This window comes from Mycolicibacterium frederiksbergense (assembly GCF_012223425.1).
In the GTDB taxonomy this organism is placed as follows: Bacteria; Actinomycetota; Actinomycetes; order Mycobacteriales; family Mycobacteriaceae; genus Mycobacterium; species Mycobacterium frederiksbergense.
In genome coordinates this window covers 1528351-1544007 of sequence record NZ_CP038799.1, presented here as the reverse complement: position 1 = coordinate 1544007, position 15657 = coordinate 1528351, and the positions used below count along the sequence as shown (strand labels likewise).

17 protein-coding genes are annotated in these 15657 nt (G+C 67.9%); 8 read left to right on the top strand and 9 right to left on the bottom strand.

Annotated features, from left to right (window positions below; all coding sequences use genetic code 11):
• Positions 1-4: 4 nt before the first annotated feature.
• From EXE63_RS10360 to EXE63_RS10350, 3 genes are all read right to left on the bottom strand, one after another.
• Positions 5-2095: an FUSC family protein gene (locus tag EXE63_RS10360; RefSeq protein WP_168141870.1), complete on the bottom strand. Its 2091-nt coding sequence runs from the start codon at positions 2093-2095 to the stop codon at positions 5-7.
• Between the two features lie 29 nt (positions 2096-2124).
• Entirely contained in the window at positions 2125-2994 is an 870-nt protein-coding gene (locus tag EXE63_RS10355) for an SDR family oxidoreductase (protein WP_168141869.1), read from the bottom strand.
• Positions 2995-3059: 65 nt separating this feature from the next.
• Positions 3060-3974, bottom strand: a complete 915-nt coding sequence (locus EXE63_RS10350) for a 1,4-dihydroxy-2-naphthoyl-CoA synthase (protein ID WP_168141868.1) — start codon at positions 3972-3974, stop codon at positions 3060-3062.
• Between the two features lie 114 nt (positions 3975-4088).
• Here EXE63_RS10350 and EXE63_RS10345 point away from each other — a divergent pair, with 114 nt between their 5' ends.
• Positions 4089-4364: a hypothetical protein gene (locus tag EXE63_RS10345; RefSeq protein ID WP_105362341.1), complete on the top strand. Its 276-nt coding sequence runs from the start codon at positions 4089-4091 to the stop codon at positions 4362-4364.
• 5 nt (positions 4365-4369) lie between these two features.
• Here EXE63_RS10345 and map read toward each other — a convergent pair whose 3' ends face one another.
• Positions 4370-5140 (bottom strand): type I methionyl aminopeptidase, encoded by a 771-nt coding sequence (gene map, locus EXE63_RS10340; RefSeq protein WP_168141867.1) that lies wholly within the window; start codon positions 5138-5140, stop codon positions 4370-4372.
• Positions 5141-5227: 87 nt separating this feature from the next.
• Here map and EXE63_RS10335 point away from each other — a divergent pair, with 87 nt between their 5' ends.
• Complete coding sequence (locus EXE63_RS10335) at positions 5228-5494, top strand: helix-turn-helix domain-containing protein (RefSeq protein ID WP_168141866.1); 267 nt, start codon at positions 5228-5230, stop codon at positions 5492-5494.
• Positions 5495-5603: 109 nt separating this feature from the next.
• Here the strand turns inward: EXE63_RS10335 and EXE63_RS33265 are convergent, their stop codons facing one another.
• Positions 5604-5729, bottom strand: coding sequence for a hypothetical protein (locus EXE63_RS33265; protein ID WP_264056517.1), 126 nt, complete (start codon positions 5727-5729; stop codon positions 5604-5606).
• Positions 5730-5984: 255 nt separating this feature from the next.
• On the opposite strand from EXE63_RS33265, the gene EXE63_RS10330 reads away from it, so the two are divergent.
• Positions 5985-7289 (top strand): HNH endonuclease signature motif containing protein, encoded by a 1305-nt coding sequence (locus tag EXE63_RS10330; RefSeq protein WP_168141865.1) that lies wholly within the window; start codon positions 5985-5987, stop codon positions 7287-7289.
• Positions 7290-7459: 170 nt separating this feature from the next.
• Here the strand turns inward: EXE63_RS10330 and EXE63_RS10325 are convergent, their stop codons facing one another.
• The 3 genes from EXE63_RS10325 to EXE63_RS10315 are packed head-to-tail and all read right to left on the bottom strand — an operon-like array spanning position 7460 to position 10091.
• On the bottom strand, positions 7460-7909 hold the full coding sequence (locus tag EXE63_RS10325) for a nitroreductase family deazaflavin-dependent oxidoreductase (RefSeq protein WP_168141864.1): 450 nt from the start codon (positions 7907-7909) through the stop codon (positions 7460-7462).
• A 14-nt stretch (positions 7910-7923) separates the two neighbouring features.
• A complete protein-coding gene (locus EXE63_RS10320; protein ID WP_168141863.1) occupies positions 7924-8889 on the bottom strand; it encodes an isopenicillin N synthase family dioxygenase in 966 nt (321 codons plus the stop codon).
• Positions 8890-8909: 20 nt separating this feature from the next.
• Positions 8910-10091, bottom strand: coding sequence for a nitrate ABC transporter substrate-binding protein (locus tag EXE63_RS10315; RefSeq protein ID WP_168141862.1), 1182 nt, complete (start codon positions 10089-10091; stop codon positions 8910-8912).
• Between the two features lie 325 nt (positions 10092-10416).
• On the opposite strand from EXE63_RS10315, the gene EXE63_RS10310 reads away from it, so the two are divergent.
• The 5 genes from EXE63_RS10310 to EXE63_RS10290 are packed head-to-tail and all read left to right on the top strand — an operon-like array spanning position 10417 to position 14961.
• On the top strand, positions 10417-11139 hold the full coding sequence (locus tag EXE63_RS10310) for an ABC transporter ATP-binding protein (RefSeq protein ID WP_234904564.1): 723 nt from the start codon (positions 10417-10419) through the stop codon (positions 11137-11139).
• Positions 11136-12023 carry an ABC transporter permease gene (locus tag EXE63_RS10305; RefSeq protein ID WP_168141860.1) on the top strand — a complete coding sequence of 296 codons (888 nt, stop codon included), beginning with the start codon at positions 11136-11138 and terminating at the stop codon, positions 12021-12023. Before EXE63_RS10310 ends, EXE63_RS10305 begins: the two co-directional genes overlap by 4 nt.
• Positions 12020-13066: an isopenicillin N synthase family dioxygenase gene (locus tag EXE63_RS10300; RefSeq protein WP_168141859.1), complete on the top strand. Its 1047-nt coding sequence runs from the start codon at positions 12020-12022 to the stop codon at positions 13064-13066. The genes EXE63_RS10305 and EXE63_RS10300 overlap by 4 nt, the downstream gene beginning before the upstream one ends.
• Positions 13067-13078: 12 nt before the next feature.
• On the top strand, positions 13079-13723 hold the full coding sequence (locus tag EXE63_RS10295) for a GntR family transcriptional regulator (protein ID WP_168141858.1): 645 nt from the start codon (positions 13079-13081) through the stop codon (positions 13721-13723).
• The gene (locus tag EXE63_RS10290) at positions 13720-14961 is read left to right on the top strand and encodes an amidohydrolase family protein (protein ID WP_168141857.1); all 1242 of its coding nucleotides are present in this window, start codon (positions 13720-13722) and stop codon (positions 14959-14961) included. Before EXE63_RS10295 ends, EXE63_RS10290 begins: the two co-directional genes overlap by 4 nt.
• On the opposite strand, the gene EXE63_RS10285 is transcribed toward EXE63_RS10290, so the two are convergent.
• Entirely contained in the window at positions 14958-15647 is a 690-nt protein-coding gene (locus EXE63_RS10285; protein ID WP_168141856.1) for an HAD family hydrolase, read from the bottom strand. The genes EXE63_RS10290 and EXE63_RS10285 overlap by 4 nt on opposite strands.
• Between the last annotated feature and the right edge of the window lie 10 nt (positions 15648-15657).

Below are 15657 nucleotides of genomic sequence, written 5' to 3'. Positions count from 1 at the left end.
GGAATCAACCACCCGGGTACAGCAGTTCGAGTTCACCGAGATGGGCCGCGACGGTGAGCAGCGGCAGCGCCGCGGACACCGCGAGCGCGTCGGCCCCGGCCTCGGCGCGCAGCGCCAGCACGAAGTCGTCGCTGATCGGCTGACCCGACGCTGCCTTTTCCGCGCACACCACCTCGGCGTGCTGTTCCAGCAGTTCGCGTGCCCGCGGATACACCCCGAGCGGCGGGGGCACCACGTCGGCCACCAACTCGGCCGCGGCCCGCAGTCGCACCGCCCGGTTGGCCGCCCGCACGATCGGCGCCCGCACATCGTTGTGGCCACCGTTCTCCGAAAGATACTGCCGCACTGCATCATCGAGGCTCCGGCTGGCCTCCAGCGCGCTGCGGCTGAGCGAGAACACCTGGTTGTCGGTGGCTTCGGAGGATCCGCGGATGACACGGCGCACCGCCGCCTTGAGCAGCGCCGCGCCCGCCGCGCGTGCCTTGTCGACCGCCAGCGATGTCGGCGCTGATGCGCCGCGGGGCCACAGCAACAGCGAGACCGCGACACCGACCAGCGCTCCCACCACAACGTCTTCGACGCGGATGAGTCCCACCGCCCACCCCGAGGGCTGGATGAGGTTGAAGATGATCAGCACCATCATCGTGAACGCTGCCTGCCCGGCGATGAACGAGGCCACCTCGGGCACGAAGGCCGACCCGAAGGCGACCATCGGCAGCAGCAGCCACATCACCACCGGGTCCACGCCGACCAGCTCGATCACCGCGACACCCAGCGCGAACCCGAGTACGGTACCGGCGACCGCGCGCAGCACCCGTGTCCCGGTGGTGAGCGCGCTGCTGCGCAGCACCGACAGCGCGCCGAGCACGACCCAGAACCCGTGCTCCACCGGGAACACGTGGGTGACCGCGACGGCCAGCGCCAGGCCCAGCCCGGTGCGCAGGCTGTTGCGCAACACCAGCGCCCGGGTGTCCAGGAAACCCTTGGTGATGGCCGCGACGGCCGTGGTCTCGGGCATCACCCAGTCCGCGGCACCGGTCTCCGGGAGTCCACGCCCCAGTACCCGCGCCCAGACCGGCCGGGCATCGGCCAGCGCGGCGTTGCGGATGATGCGTCCGGTGACCCCCACGGTGGCCGAGAAGGTGCGGCGCCCCAACAGGACCCGGCCGACCTCGACGGCGGTCGCGTCATCGGGCACCGCGAGGATCTGCTCGATGTCCTCCCGGTAACGGCCCTGGGCGACCGCCCGCAGTTCGGTCAGCGCGGAGGTGAGCTCGGCGCCGCGGGTGGCGCGCAGCCGTGGATCGGAGATGGACAGCACCGCCGCGCAATCGCGCAGCACGGCGACGATGGGTGGCAGCAGATCGCCGAGGGCCGCGCCGGTCCGGTCGGTGATCCGGTCGGACAGCCAGCCGAGATCGTCGACCACGCGGACCAACGCCCGGCTGCCCGCGGTCAGGGCGACCGGACGGAAATCGGCGTTGACGAAGTTGGCCCACAACGCGTTCATGGCCCGGGTGACGTCCTTGGTCGACGCGACACCCTCCAGGCAGTCCGTGAGCGCGCGGCACACGCTTGCCGCGTGCCGGCGCAGGTCGTCGTGATGCCGTGGTGGAAGCAGGAACAGCGCCGCCGGCACGCACACGGCCAGCGCGATCAGCCATCCGGTCAGCCGTTCGTCGATGGGGCCGGGCGGCGTGCAGGCGGGCAGCACGAAGGTCAGCAGGGTGGCGCGCTGCCCGGCGGCGACGGTCTCGCTGAGCACCCCGGAGAAAATCACCGTGACACCGAGGATGAACATCGACCCGACGCTGAGCCACGGGTAGGGCGCCACCAGGGTGCCGATGCTGATCAGCACCGCGCCGTTGAACCCGAGCCCGGCGTAGGCCAGGGCCCGGGCGGACCGGTTGCCGGGGAAGTCGGCGATGATCAGCAGCGCCACCGAACCGAAGATGGCGAACATCGGCGCCTGGGTGCCGCCGGCGAGCAGGAAGCTGACCGCCGCCGCGATGGGGAGGACGATGGCCGCCCGGACGGCGCGGCGCAGCGCGTCGTACTCGGGGTCTCGCTGCCGGATCCAGTCCAGGGTCAGCATGAGTGCTGATGGTATGTGCCGGGTGAAATTTACGAGGGCTCCACGACGCCGCGCTTCATGATCACGCCCAGCAGCCCGGGCGCCACACTGTCCAGCGCCTTGGCGGTGACCGCCATCCGCGGCGCGATACGCACCGGGCGGGTGCGGGCCGCGGTCACCATCCAGTCGGCGGCCTCCTCGGCGGACAGGCCCGGCATCGCCACGAACTCCTTGGTCGGCTCGATCATCGGCGTCTTCACCAGCGGGTAGTACAGCGTGGTGGAATGCACACCCTTGCCCGACCATTCGGTCTCGGCCACCCGGCTCGCCGCGGTCAGGGCGGCCTTGGACGCCTGATACGCACCGAACAGGGGCGAGGATTCGTTCATCACGCCCCAGGTGGACACGTTGATGACGTGCCCGTCGCCGCGCGCGATCATGCCCGGCACCAGGGCGCGCATCAGACGCAGCGGGGCGTAATAGTTCAGCGCCATGGTGCGTTCGATGTCGTGCCAGCGTTCCAGCGAGTCGATCAGCGGCCGCCGGATCGAGCGGCCGGCGTTGTTGACCAGGATGTCCACACCGCCATGGCTTTCCATGACCCGGGCGGCCAACGCGTCGACGGCGTCGAGGTCGGACAGGTCGGCGGTGATCGCCTCGGCGATACCGCCCGCTGCGCGGATCCGGTCGGCCACCGCGCCGAGCAGATCCTCGCGCCGCGCCACCACGATGACGCTGGCGCCCAGCTTGGCCAGCTTCACCGCCGAGGCTTCACCGATACCGGAGGACGCCCCGGTGATCAGGACGCGCTTACCGCGCAACTCGACCTCGGGGCCGCGGCCCAGGTATTCGGTCAGCGGGGGCCGCATGCTGGTCAGCAGCACGGCGTCGGACAGCCGGCGCAAAGGGTTCTTACTCACCGCTCGATCCTAGAGTCGGGCGCGTTTTCGTCCGCTGACCATACGCATCCGCGCCGAATCACGGGTCAGAAGTAGCGGGGGAACCCGCTCCAGTCCGGGTCCCGCTTCTCCAGGAACGCGTCCCGTCCCTCCACGGCCTCATCGGTCATATAGGCCAGCCGCGTCGCCTCACCGGCGAACACCTGCTGGCCCACCAGCCCGTCGTCGATCAGGTTGAAGCCGAACTTGAGCATCCGGATGGCCTGCGGGGACTTGCCGTTGATCTCGGCGGCCCATTGCAGACCCTCGGTCTCCAGGTCGGCGTGGTCGACGACGGCGTTCACCGCCCCCATCTGATACATGGTCTGCGCGTCGTAGGCCCGGCCCAGGAAGAAGATCTCGCGGGCGAACTTCTGGCCGGATTGGCGGGCCAGGTAGGCGCTGCCGAACCCGCCGTCGAAGCTGCCGACATCGGCATCGGTCTGCTTGAACCGGGCGTGCTCACGGCTGGCCAGGGTGAGGTCGCAGGTGACGTGCAGACTGTGCCCGCCGCCGGCCGCCCAGCCGTTGACCAGGCAGATGACCACCTTGGGCATGAACCGGATGAGGCGCTGTACCTCCAGGATGTGCAGCCTGCCTGCCCGGGCCGGGTCCACGGTTTCGGCGGTCTCGCCCTCGGCGTACTGGTAGCCGCTGCGGCCGCGGATGCGCTGGTCACCGCCGGAGCAGAACGCCCAGCCGCCGTCCTTGGCGGACGGGCCGTTGCCGGTCAGCAGGATGACGCCGACATCGGGGGACATCCGGGCGTGGTCGAGCACCCGGTAGAGCTCGTCGACGGTGTGCGGGCGGAACGCGTTGCGCACGTCGGGGCGGTCGAAGGCGATCCGCACGGTGGGCTGGCGCACTCCGTCGACGATGTGCCGGTGGTAGGTGATGTCGGTCAGCTCGAAGCCGTCGACGGGCTGCCAGCGGGACGGATCGAAGGGGTTCGCAGTGGTCACGCATGTGACTTTAGGCGCGAGCGCGACGGCGACCACCGGCAGGTTTCGACGGGTCGGGCATCGGGTACAAACGGTGCGACGATGCGTATGGGACGCACGAGGTTGGAGAGCACAGTGAAGCGTTCGGCAGGTCTATTGATGGCGGGGATGGCTGTGAGTGCCGCCCTGGTCGGATGCTCGCCGGCGGTCACCGGTGGTGACACCAAGTGTGAGGACTTCATCGGCCAGGACGAGAAGACGCAGAACGAAGCGGTTGCCAAGATGCTCAAGGACGAAAAGGGCACCGACGCAGCGCAGTTGGAGGTCACCGGGACCCGACTGGCCGTGCAGACCTGGTGTCAGACGGCCGGGACCCCGGACTCGACCATCAAGGAGGCCCCGCACCTGTAGCGGGGTCAGGCCGCCCGACGGGTCAGCACGAGGGGTGACCCGTCGGTGACGGCGATGGTGTGTTCGGAGTGGGCGGTGCGTGACCCGTCGGCCGATCGGATGGTCCATCCGTCCCGGTCATAGACGATTTTGTTGGTGCTCCGGGCGAACCAGGGCTCCAGCGCGAGCGTCAGCCCGGGTCGCAGCACCAGCCCGCGTCCGGCACGCCCCCGGTTGGAGACGTGCGGATCTTCATGCATGGTGCGGCCCAGGCCGTGCCCGCCGAACTCGACGTTGACTGGGTAGCCGTATGCGTCGGCGACGGCACCGATGGCCGCGGAGATGTCGCCCAGCCGTCCACCCGGGAGCGCGGCGGCGATGGCGGCATCGAGGGCCCGTTCGGTCGCCTCGATGATTCGCTGGTCCTCGGGCCGTGGGGTGCCGACGATCAGGCTGCGCGCCGAATCGGCCACCCAGCCGTCGATCGAGACGGCGATGTCCATGCTCAACAGGTCACCGTCGCGGAGCGCGTAGTCGTGTGGAAGTCCGTGCAGCACAGCGTCGTTGACCGACAGGCAGATGACGTTGCGGAACGGTCCACGTCCGAAGGACGGCGCGTAATCCCAGTAGCAGGACACCGCGCCCCGGTCTTCGATCAACTGGCGGGCCCGGTATTCGAGATCGAGCAGGTTGACCCCCACCGCAGCACGCGAGTGCAGATCCTCCAGCAGGTCGGCGATGAAGGCACCCGTGGTGTGCATCGCCGCGATTTCGTGGGGCGTCTTGAGTTCCAGCATCCACATTCCTGTCCAACGAGCGGTATAGAAATACCAGCCTAGCGGAGCTCTCGGTATTTTCATACCAGGGTGGCGTATTCTCGTCGCATGGTCCGCTCACCCCTGACGCCGCAACAACGTGCCGCCGGTCAACGCCTGGGCGCGTTCCTGCGCGAAAGCCGGGGCGACCGCAAACCCGCCGAGGTTGCGCACGCCGCATCGATCTCGCCGGAGACGTTGCGCAAGATCGAAACCGGACGCCTGGCCACACCGGCCTTTACGACCGTCGCGGCGCTGGCCGCCGTGCTGGGGATCCCGTTGGACGAACTCGCCCGCATCTGCCTGCCCGAGATGGATCTGTCCAGCACCGGTTAGTGGTCGGCTGTGCTGTTTTAGGCCCGTCGCGCGCATCCGTTCGCGCACACTGATCGGCCCATGATCGAGTCCGGATGTCGCCTAGCGCGACGCACTGCCACCGCCCGCACTAGAACGATTTCCGGGAGATGCCGCGCTCGGCACGGAACGTCGAGACCGCTTCGCGGGGCGCGTCACCAGGCCACTGCGAGATGGCCAGACGGAAGCCGGGATCGATGGGTTCACCGACAATCACGACTCACTCCGTGAGGTAGAAGGTCGGCCACCAAGCCATCCGATCTGTCGCCGATTTCTTGATGTTAGTGCTTGCGTGGGGCCATGATTCGGCGTAGTATCGAACACAAGTTCGAATGCGACGTTGCTCCCATCATCACCCGGTGAGCACAGACCGCGACTCCGGTCGCCGCGAGGTTCGATGGTCCCTTTGGGGCCCCGGACCGTATTGCCTGATCGTGCCCTTTGGGCACCTTCTGTGAAAGCCGGTATCCACATGGACGCCACTGATCTCGACACCTTCATTGATGCGCTGATCGATGACCTCGCCCCGGTGCCTGCGCGCGATGAGGAGCGCACTCTGTTTCATCTGCTGGACTGCCCGCGCCGGGTCCTCGATGAACAGCCTCTGCTGGCGGTGATGGCCGCTGCGGTGGTGGCCCGCAACCTGCTCGACCATGTGATCGCCCAGGCGGTTGCGGCCGCCGAACGGGCCGGGATCCCGGCACGGCGGCACCTGAGCTCAGGCAGCGACCTGCTCATCAGTTGCGGCATGACCCCCGGTGCCGCGTACCGCGCGGCGCGGGTGGGTCGGGCGGCGCACATGCTGCCGGCGTTGACCCGGGCCCAGCGCCTCGGTGGGATCGGTATCGAGTTCGCCGACGCCATCGGTAAAGGAATAGCCCACATCAGCGCCAGAGTCGCCCTGTCCGAGGAGGAGCGGGCGACGGTGGTTACCACGTTGATGATTCAGACCACGCCATCGCAGGTGGCCGAGAAGGCCCGTGAGATCGCCATCGATAGAGCCTGCGCTCAATCCGAAGACGACCAGTCGGTACCGGTCGCCGAGAACGCCGACCTCAACGACATGACCGTGGTGCAGACCGAGGACGGGCGGGTCGCCGCCAGCCTGGACCTCGACGCACTCACGGCGGAAGAACTGTTGGCCGCACTGGACCCGTTATGCCGGCCGATACCGCTGCCGGACGGATCCCCGGACCCACGCCCGGTCGGGCGCCGCCGCGCGGATGCCTTCGGACAGATCATGCGGACCTATCTGTCGAGCTCGCAGCGCCCGATGAGCGGTGGTGTGCTCCCGCACGTCACCCTGGTCCGGCCCGCCGCAACAGGGTTCGTCGACACCCTCGGATTCACCGGCCTCATCACCGCAGGCACCGCAGACCTCATCACCTGCGACAGCACCCTCACGACGGTGACTGTCGATGGCGCGGGTGCACCCCTGGACGTCGGACGCAGTGAAAGGTTGTTTACGCCCTTGATCCGTAAAGGGTTGGCGGTGCGCGATGGTGGGTGCGCGCACCCCGGCTGCGGACGACCCGTCTCCTGGTGCGATGCCCACCACATCCAACCCTGGGCCAGCGGCGGCACCACCAGCATCGACAACGGTGTGCTGCTGTGCCGACTGCACCACACCGCGATCCATCACGGTGGCTGGCAGGTCTACCTCGGCGCTGACCGCCACCCCTGGTTCATCCCACCGCATGACCCGGCCGGGCCCGAACCGGCACACCTGCGATCGCATGCCCGACGCACCATGACCGACCTGCCTACCGCCGCATAACCAAAACCGCACGGCACCTTGACAACTCCACAGAGAAACCGCCCGCACAGCGGGTCCGGCGGCAGAACACGCCGCCGGACCCGCCGCCACGGATCGATCCCGGTCAAAGGTCAACGCGCACAACTTCTCCAACAAGTAGCCAGCCAAAACCGGGTACGGACCAATAGGTCTCAGATCTCGTCGAACCGGAACACCGGCAGTCGGCCGGCCAGCGCCTCGAACTCGTCGGGGGTGCCCTTGTCGACCAGCCCCGCGTTGCGGATGAAGCCGACGCCGGTCGGCACCAGAGTGGGGAACTGGCGCAGCAGTGGGCGAGCCTGCTCGGCGGAAATCTCGGTCATCCGCACCTGCTGGGTACGCCGGCCCTGATGCAGAGTGGCCGTCCCCGCCGCGCGGGCGTTGGCCACCCAGTCGGCACCGGGTAGGCCACCGACCACGTAGCGGGCACCGTCGACCGTCATCGGGGTGACCGGTGTGGAACGCGGTTTGCCGGTCTTGCGGCCCACCACCGTCAACACCAGTGGGCCCTTGGTGCCGCCGATGCCGAGCTTGGACAGCCCGATGAACACCTTGTTGACGTACTTCAGCCACCATGGTGGCCGTACCCGCTGCTCAGCCATGCCCCCAGGGTAGGCTACCGCGCGAAGTTCGCGCTGATCCGTTGCTGCAGATAATCTTTCGCACTGATGGGCGGGTACTTCCCGTTGGGTCCGGCGATCATCACCTCACGGTTGGCCTGGGCGAAGAAGGCGATGCTGTAGCGCGCGCCGCGGTGATCTGCCGGACCGGGGCTGCGGACCCGGTGGAAGTTCGACGGCAGCAGATCGTCACTCCAGCGCATCAGCATGTCACCGATGTTGCAGGTGATGGCCTCCTCCGACGGATGCACCGACGTCCACTCCTGGGCCTCGCGCTCCTTGCCCGGGCAGACCTGCAGACCGCCCTGACCGTCACGCTGGAAAAGCAGTGTCAGACAGTCGAAATCGGTGTGTGCGCCGGCACGCCACACCCCGGTGAGGTCGGCATCGGCCGGTAGTGCGAAATAATGCAGCAGGCGCAGCGTGCTCTGGTAGGTCGGTGACGACGGGTCGTGCGCCCGGGTGAAGAACTCCCGATCGAACCCGAGCTTGCCGGCGAACAGCGACAGCAGTTCCATGGCCAGCGCCCAGCACTTGTGCTCGAAATCGCGGATCGTCGTGGAGAACTGCCCGAGTTCCTGTTCGCTGGGCCACAATCCGTCCATGTTCGACAGGGTGACCTGATAGGACTCCTTCTGATCGGGCACCCCGACCGACGGCCGGATCTGGGTCAGCTGCTCCCAACCGGAGTTGTACCGCTTGGGCCAGCGGGCCTTGACCTCGTCAGGCAGCGCAAAGAAGCGTTCGGACATCGCGAACGCGGCGCGCACGTCCGCCAGGTCGATACCGTGGTCGACCACCTGGAAGAAGCCGATATCAGTTGCTGCACTCCATAATTCGTCGGCGATCTGGTCGCGACGGGTGGGCAGGTCGGCCAGCGAGATCCGCCTGACCTCCCGGTCGCTCTCGGTGCCCAGCGCGCCCATCGCACGTTCGCGCTGCAGTTCGGTCATCTCGACCATGTCGGGTCTCCTTGTCTGCGTCAGTTCATCGCGATCGAGGGATCGCTGAACCGGTTGGTGAACAGCTCGTCGGCGGTCATCTCGGCGGGCACCACATTGCCGGTGGTGGCGAGCACGCCCCGCAGATCCTCGACGTTGCGTGCGGTTCGGGTGGTGTCGTACACGCCGAACGACCCGTCGTCCTCGGCGGCCAGCAGGCCGTTGTCCACCAGGGTCTGCGCCCCGAATGCGGCCTCGCCGTCGGTGTAGGGGGAGTAGGTGCTGTCCTGCGAGATGATGTCGACGATGACGGAGTTCACCGCCTCGGGCGCGGCGGCGTAGTCGACGCCGGACTGCTGGATGATGGGCACCAGCTTCTCCAGACACGGCGCGAGTTCGTCGACCCGGTCGGCGCGCACCGACATGTTCGACGCGTAGATGTCATAGCCGACGTCCTTGACCAGCCCGTAGCCCACCGGCTTGTTCCACGCGGGGGTGTCGTGCTCGTAGACGTAGGGCTCGGAGTTGGCGAACCCCTGCTGCACGATGGCGGGATCGCCGACGAACCGCGCGGGCGACCCGTCATAGCTGGGATCGATCTGCGACTGCTTGAGCATGCCCTTGGCGACCAGCCAGTCCGGGTAGATCTGGCCTTCAGAGGTCACCACGGTGGCATCGGTCTTGCCGACGTCGGCGACGGTCTTGAAGTCGGGGTGGGTGGCCGGATCCCACATCAGGATCGCCGGGCTGTACTTCAGCAGCGGGGTGACCCCGGTGACTGGTTGCTCGGCGGCGGCCGCGACCAGCATGTCGCCGTGCACGATGCCCAGGATCAGCGAGTCGTCCAGATACAGCTGTGAGGGCACCGACTGGAAGCCGATGGCCGGCCCGCCGGATTTCAGGGTGATGTCGACTCCGGTGTCCAGGCCGCCGGCCACCAGCGGCCCGGTGACGGACTTGTCCTCGGTGTCGACCTGATACCCGGGGCCGAGCATGCCGAAGACCGCACCCATATCCGACTGCGGTTGCCACTGCAGCTGGATGCCGACATCGGCGGGGCAGACGTCGGCGAGCTGCTGTGCTTCGGGGGCCGGTGCCAGGGACGCCGCCGCCTCGGAGGCCGCAGTGTCACCGGGTGACTCGGAGGCCGACGAACAGGCGGTGAAGGTGAAGGAGGCGACGGCGCCGGCGGCGGCCGCACGCCACAAAGCTGATCGGTTCATGGGTTCCTCGGTGACTTCGTCGGTAGCGTGACGGGAAGGAGCGGTTGCGCTACATCGCTGGAGCGCAGGCAATTACATGCAATCACGATCTCTATTGCGGCCGTGTAAACGAATCCGTCCGGCCCCGGATCGGCCCTGCTTTCCAGGGTTTTAGGTGCGAGTTCTTACCTGCGCTTTACGCTCAGAAACACCGACGTAATACATGTAATCGACGCTGAGAATATGTGATCAGCAGTCTTGCTGCATGTAACACCAATCTTCGGGAGTTTTCGTGGAACCGGACCGGACCCACCCGCCCGGCGGGGTCGCCCTCGCCGCCGCGCAGATCGAGTTCAGCGGCATCACCAAACGATTCGACACCGGCACCGTGGCACTCGACGGTATCGACCTGTCCATCCGGCCCGGCGAGTTCGTCGCCGTGGTCGGTCCGTCCGGGTGTGGCAAGTCGACGCTGCTGCGGATGGCGGCGCATCTGGAGGCGCCCACCTCGGGATCGGTGCGGCTGGCCACCTCGTCGGTGGGTTTCATCTTCCAGGAGCCCACCCTGTTGCCGTGGCGCAGCGTCCGGGCGAACGTCGAGCTGTGTGCGGAACTCAGCAAGGCAGGCCGGTCCGAGGCGAAAAAGCGTGCAGCGGAATCCATCTCGGCGGTCGGATTGGAGGCCTTCGCCGATCAGTTGCCCAAGTCGCTGTCCGGCGGTATGAAGATGCGGGTGTCGATGGCGCGTGCGCTGACGCTCTCGCCAGACGTGCTGCTGCTCGACGAGCCGTTCGGAGCGCTGGACGAGATGACGCGTCTGGAGATGCAGGTCGAACTCCAACGTCTCTACACCGAGCGGGGTTTCACCGCGATGTTCGTCACGCACTCGGTTTCGGAGGCGGTGTATCTGGCCGACCGTGTCGTGGTGATGACACCGCGGCCGGGTTGCATCGCGGGAATCGTCGACGTGGGGTTCGACTATCCGCGCTCTCCGGAGCTGCGTTTCGAATCGCGGTTCATCGACCACGTCGCCGAGATCTCGGCGCTGCTGCACGGGAGGGTGTCATGACCGTTCTCGGGACCGCGCTGGACGCGCCGGGCCGGCTGTTGACCCGCAGGGCGGCGGCCGGTGACTCCACGCCGGCGGTGGCCAAGGGCAGGCGCGGCCGAAAGGTCAGCGGCGCAGTCCTTTATCCGCTGCTGTCGTTGGGATTCGGTCTGGCGTTGTGGTCGGCGGTCAGCTACCTGGTCCTCGAACCTCACCGCCGGTTCCTGCTGCCGCCGCCGATCGACGTCTTCCGCAACTCGCTGCTGGACTGGACGCGGCTGAAGCCGATGTTGGATGCGTTGGCGGTCACCGCGGAGGTCACGCTCATCGGCTTCGCGGTGGCAGCGGTCGTCGGCGTCGGCACGGGAGTGCTGATGTGCCAGGCGACATGGCTGGAAAAGGTCATCTACCCGTACGCGGTCGTCATCCAGGTCATCCCGATCCTGGCCATCGTGCCCTTGATCGGGCTGTGGATGGGCTACGGCATGGCCGCCCGCACCCTGGTGTGCATGCTGATCGCGGTGTTCCCCATCATCACCAACACACATTTCGGCATCCGGTCGGTGGACCGCGGCATGCACGAGTTGTTCACCGTGTCGGGCGCCTCCCGCTGGGACCGGATGGTCAAACTCGAACTGCGGGCCGCGCTTCCGGCCATCATGACCGGCATGCGCACCGGAGCCGGCCTGGTGGTGGTCGGCGCGATCATCGGTGACATGTTCTTCGCCAAGGGCCAGCCCGGCATCGGCACCCTGCTCGACGTGTACCGGGCGCGGCTGCAGTCGGAGGACCTCGTCGCCGCGATCGTGCTGGCATCGGTCTTCGGCGTGCTGGTGTTCGCCGTGATGGGCGTGATCTCGCGGATGGCCGTGGGACGTTGGCACGAGTCAGGGAGTCAGCTGTGAGCCGTTTCGTCGTTCCCGTCCTGGACGTCAGCCCGTACGTGGCGGGTGGTGACGCCGCATCCGATCCCGAATGCGCGGCCGTGGCCGCCGCCTTCGACACCGCGTGCCGCGAGGTCGGCTTCATCCAGATCGTCGGTCACGGGATCGATCTCGACGCCGTCTTGGGTCTGACCGCGGCGCTCGACGAATTCTTCGGGCTGCCGCTGTCGGTCAAGCAGGCCTACCGGCGCGACCCGTCGACCAATCGCGGCTACTCGCCGCCCAAGAGCGAATCGCTGAGCATGAGCCTGGGCATCTCGGCGAACCAGATGAACGACTACTACGAGGCGTTCACCATCGGCACCGAGGTCACCTCCTTTCCCGGGTTGGATCTGCCCGAGACCAGCTACGCGCCGAACAACTGGCCCGACACCGCCCCGGGGTTCCAGCCCCGGGTCCAGCACTATTTCGGTCAGGTGCAGGCGCTGGCCCGGACACTGATGGTCACCGTCACCGACGCGCTGGCCCTGCCGCACCGCTACTTCGACTCGATGATCGACCATTCCATCGAGGTGCTGAAGATGAACAACTTTGCGCTCCCCGAGGGCGATGACCGCTTTTCCGGTGATCTCCAGGGCATGGGCGCGCACACCGATTTCGGCATCCTGACCATCCTGTGGGCCGATCAGGTGCCCGGCCTGCAGGTGTTGGACCGCACCGGAACCTGGCACGATGTGCAACCCGCCGACGGCGCGCTGCTGATCAACCTCGGCGACGCCATGGCCCGGTGGACCAACGACCGTTGGCTGTCCACCGTGCACCGGGTCGACCCGCCGGTGGTTGACGGCCGGATTCAGCGCAGACGATCGGCGGCCTTCTTCTTCGACGGCAACCACGATGCGGTGCTGGCCCCGCTGCCGGGCACCGTGGCAGACGGTGAGACCGGGTACAGCCCGATCACCGTCGCGGAGAACATCGCGATGAAGGTTGCCGGTCTGCGTACCGGTGCCCCACCACCGATAGCGTTGCGGGAAGCCGCCCGGGTGTCCGCCGCGGCCGAGTAGGAGGGCACCACGATGACCAGTTCGGAGGGTGCGTTGCTCACCGAGTCGGTGCACAGTGCGTTGCAGGAGCTGATCTTCAGCGGCGAGTTGCAGCCCGGCAGCCCGCTGAGTGTGCCGGCGCTGGCGGCCCGCCTCAACGTCAGCCGCACGCCGGTGCGCGAGGCCGTGCAACAACTGATCTATGAGGGGCTGGCCACCCACACTCGCAATGCCGGCGCCCGGGTGACCCTGCTGGACGAGGAGACGGTCAAGTCCGTCTTCGACGTTCGAGAGGTGCTCGACGGATTGGCCGCCCAGAACGCCACTCTCAACGCCAGCCGGGGCACCGTCGAACAGCTGCGCAAGATGGTCCAGGTGCAGCGCGAGATGCTCGACGAGGCACCGGACCGGTTCCGCGACGCGAAGCTCGACCTCGAGTTCCACACCCTCATCCGGGACACCGCGCGCAACCGTCCGCTCAGCGATGCGCTGGCACGCCTCGACGGCCAGTCCCACCTCTACCGGTCCGATATGTGGACCGCGGAGCTGAACCGCAGGCTGGCGGTGGGTGAGCATGAGCGCATCGTGGCGGCCATCGAGGCCGGCGACGCAGAGGGGGCCCGCGCCGCGGCGTGCGCCCACGTGTCCGGACTCTACGTGCGGACGCGCCGAGGATGACAACAATCTCGCCCGGACAACAGCTTTCGACACTGGCCAACGCGACGCTGGCGGACGGTTCGACGGTCGATGTGAGCCTGGGACGCGAGGCCGGGCATACCGTCATCACCGCCGTGCGTCCGGCCTGCGGGACCGGTCCGGGTGATGATCCCGGCGTGCTGGATCTCGCCGGTTTCGTGCTGCTGACCGCGCCCGCCGAGCCGCACGCCCACCTGGACAAGGCGCTGTCCTGGGACGAGCTGCGCCCGGAGCCCGGCGATCTGCACCATGCCATCGCGACCTGGAAGGAGGGTTCGCTGCGGTTCGACGAGGCGTCGTTCCGCACGCGCGCCCGAACCGCGGCGTTGACGTTGCTGCGTAACGGGACCACGGCCGTTCGCACCCATGTCGACGTGCTCTACGGCGACGACCCGTTGCGCGGCATCCGCGCCGTCGATGCGGTGCGCCGCGAACTGCGCGGTGTGATGGACATCCAGATCGTCGCCCTGATCAAGGCCTACTCGGACGTCGAATTGCTGCACGGCGCCCTGGATGCCGGCGCCGACCTGGTGGGAGGCTCCCCGCACAGCGCGCCGGAACCGCTGGCCGAGCTGGATCGTCTGCTCGGTGTCGCCGAGGACCGCGGTGTCGGCGCGGATCTGCACACCGACGAATTCCTGCTCGGTGACCACCACACCCTGCCGGGCTACGCCGCGCGGGTACGGGACTGGCCTGCCGATCGCAACCGCACCGCCAGCCACTGCACCCGGCTGTCGATGATGACACCGGCAGAACTCGATGATCTTCTGCCGCATATTGTTTCGGCGCGCCTGGGGGTGGTGGCGAACCCGCTGACCAACCTGTCGATCCATGGCCGCGATATCGAGACCGCGACACCGCGCGGGATCGCCCCGATGGCGCGCCTGCGCGCCGCCGGCGTACCGGTGGCGGCCGGCGCCGACAACGTCCGCGACCCCTTCAACCCGCTCGGCCGCAGCGATGCACTGGAGACGGCGATGTTGGCCGTCGTCGCCGGCCACGTCGATCCGGACGTCGCCCTCTCGCTGGTCACCGATGAGGCGCGGGCGGTCCTCGGGCTCCCGACGGCGGGCCCGCGCGTCGGTGCCCGCGCCGAACTGCTGGCGGTGCGCGGCACCGGCGTGACCGACGTGATCGCCAACGCGCCCGCCGATCGCATCGTCATCCACGACGGTGTGGTGGTGTCCCGCAGCGAGACCCACACCTGGATGGCTGTCTAGACCTCCAGGCCGTACGCCCGCACGGCCGTGATCAGACCGTCGGGGCGCTGCGCGGTGGGCAGCGGATCGACCAGCGCGAAGGCACAACCCACGGCGCGGGCCCCGCCGTCGGCCTCCTCGCTGTCCCCGACCATCAGCGCGGCAGCGGGCTCGACACCCAGGCGCGTCAGCGCGGTCTCGAAGATGGCCGGGTCCGGCTTGACCGCACCCACCTCGAAGGACAGCACGTACTCGTCGGCCGAGGTACCGGCGGCGGCGAGTGCGGGCCGCAGGTCGAAGGCGATGTTGGACACCACCGCCGTCTTGATCCCGGCGGCGCGCAGCCCGTTCAGGGTGGCGACCGTGTCCGGATACGGCGTCCAGGACGCCGGGTCGACCAGTTTGGGGTACAGCGCGGCGGCATCCGCGCCGGTGAGCCCCGACTCGCGCAGCACGTGCAGATACGCCTCGCGGTGCAGGTGCGGTTCCAGATCGCGGTTGGCCCAATTGTGCTGCTGTTCTTCCGACATCGGCACAGAGCTGCCGGTGGGGGCGGTCACCCGGCGCATCAACTCGGCCTGCACGTGACCGTCGACCGACTTCTCGTCGACGGTGATGCCGTCGAACCAGCTGTCGTCTTCCTCGAGCCGGAACAGGGTGCCGGAGAAATCGAAGAGGACTGCGGTGAGACCGCTGGTGTTTGTCACGCCAGGTCAA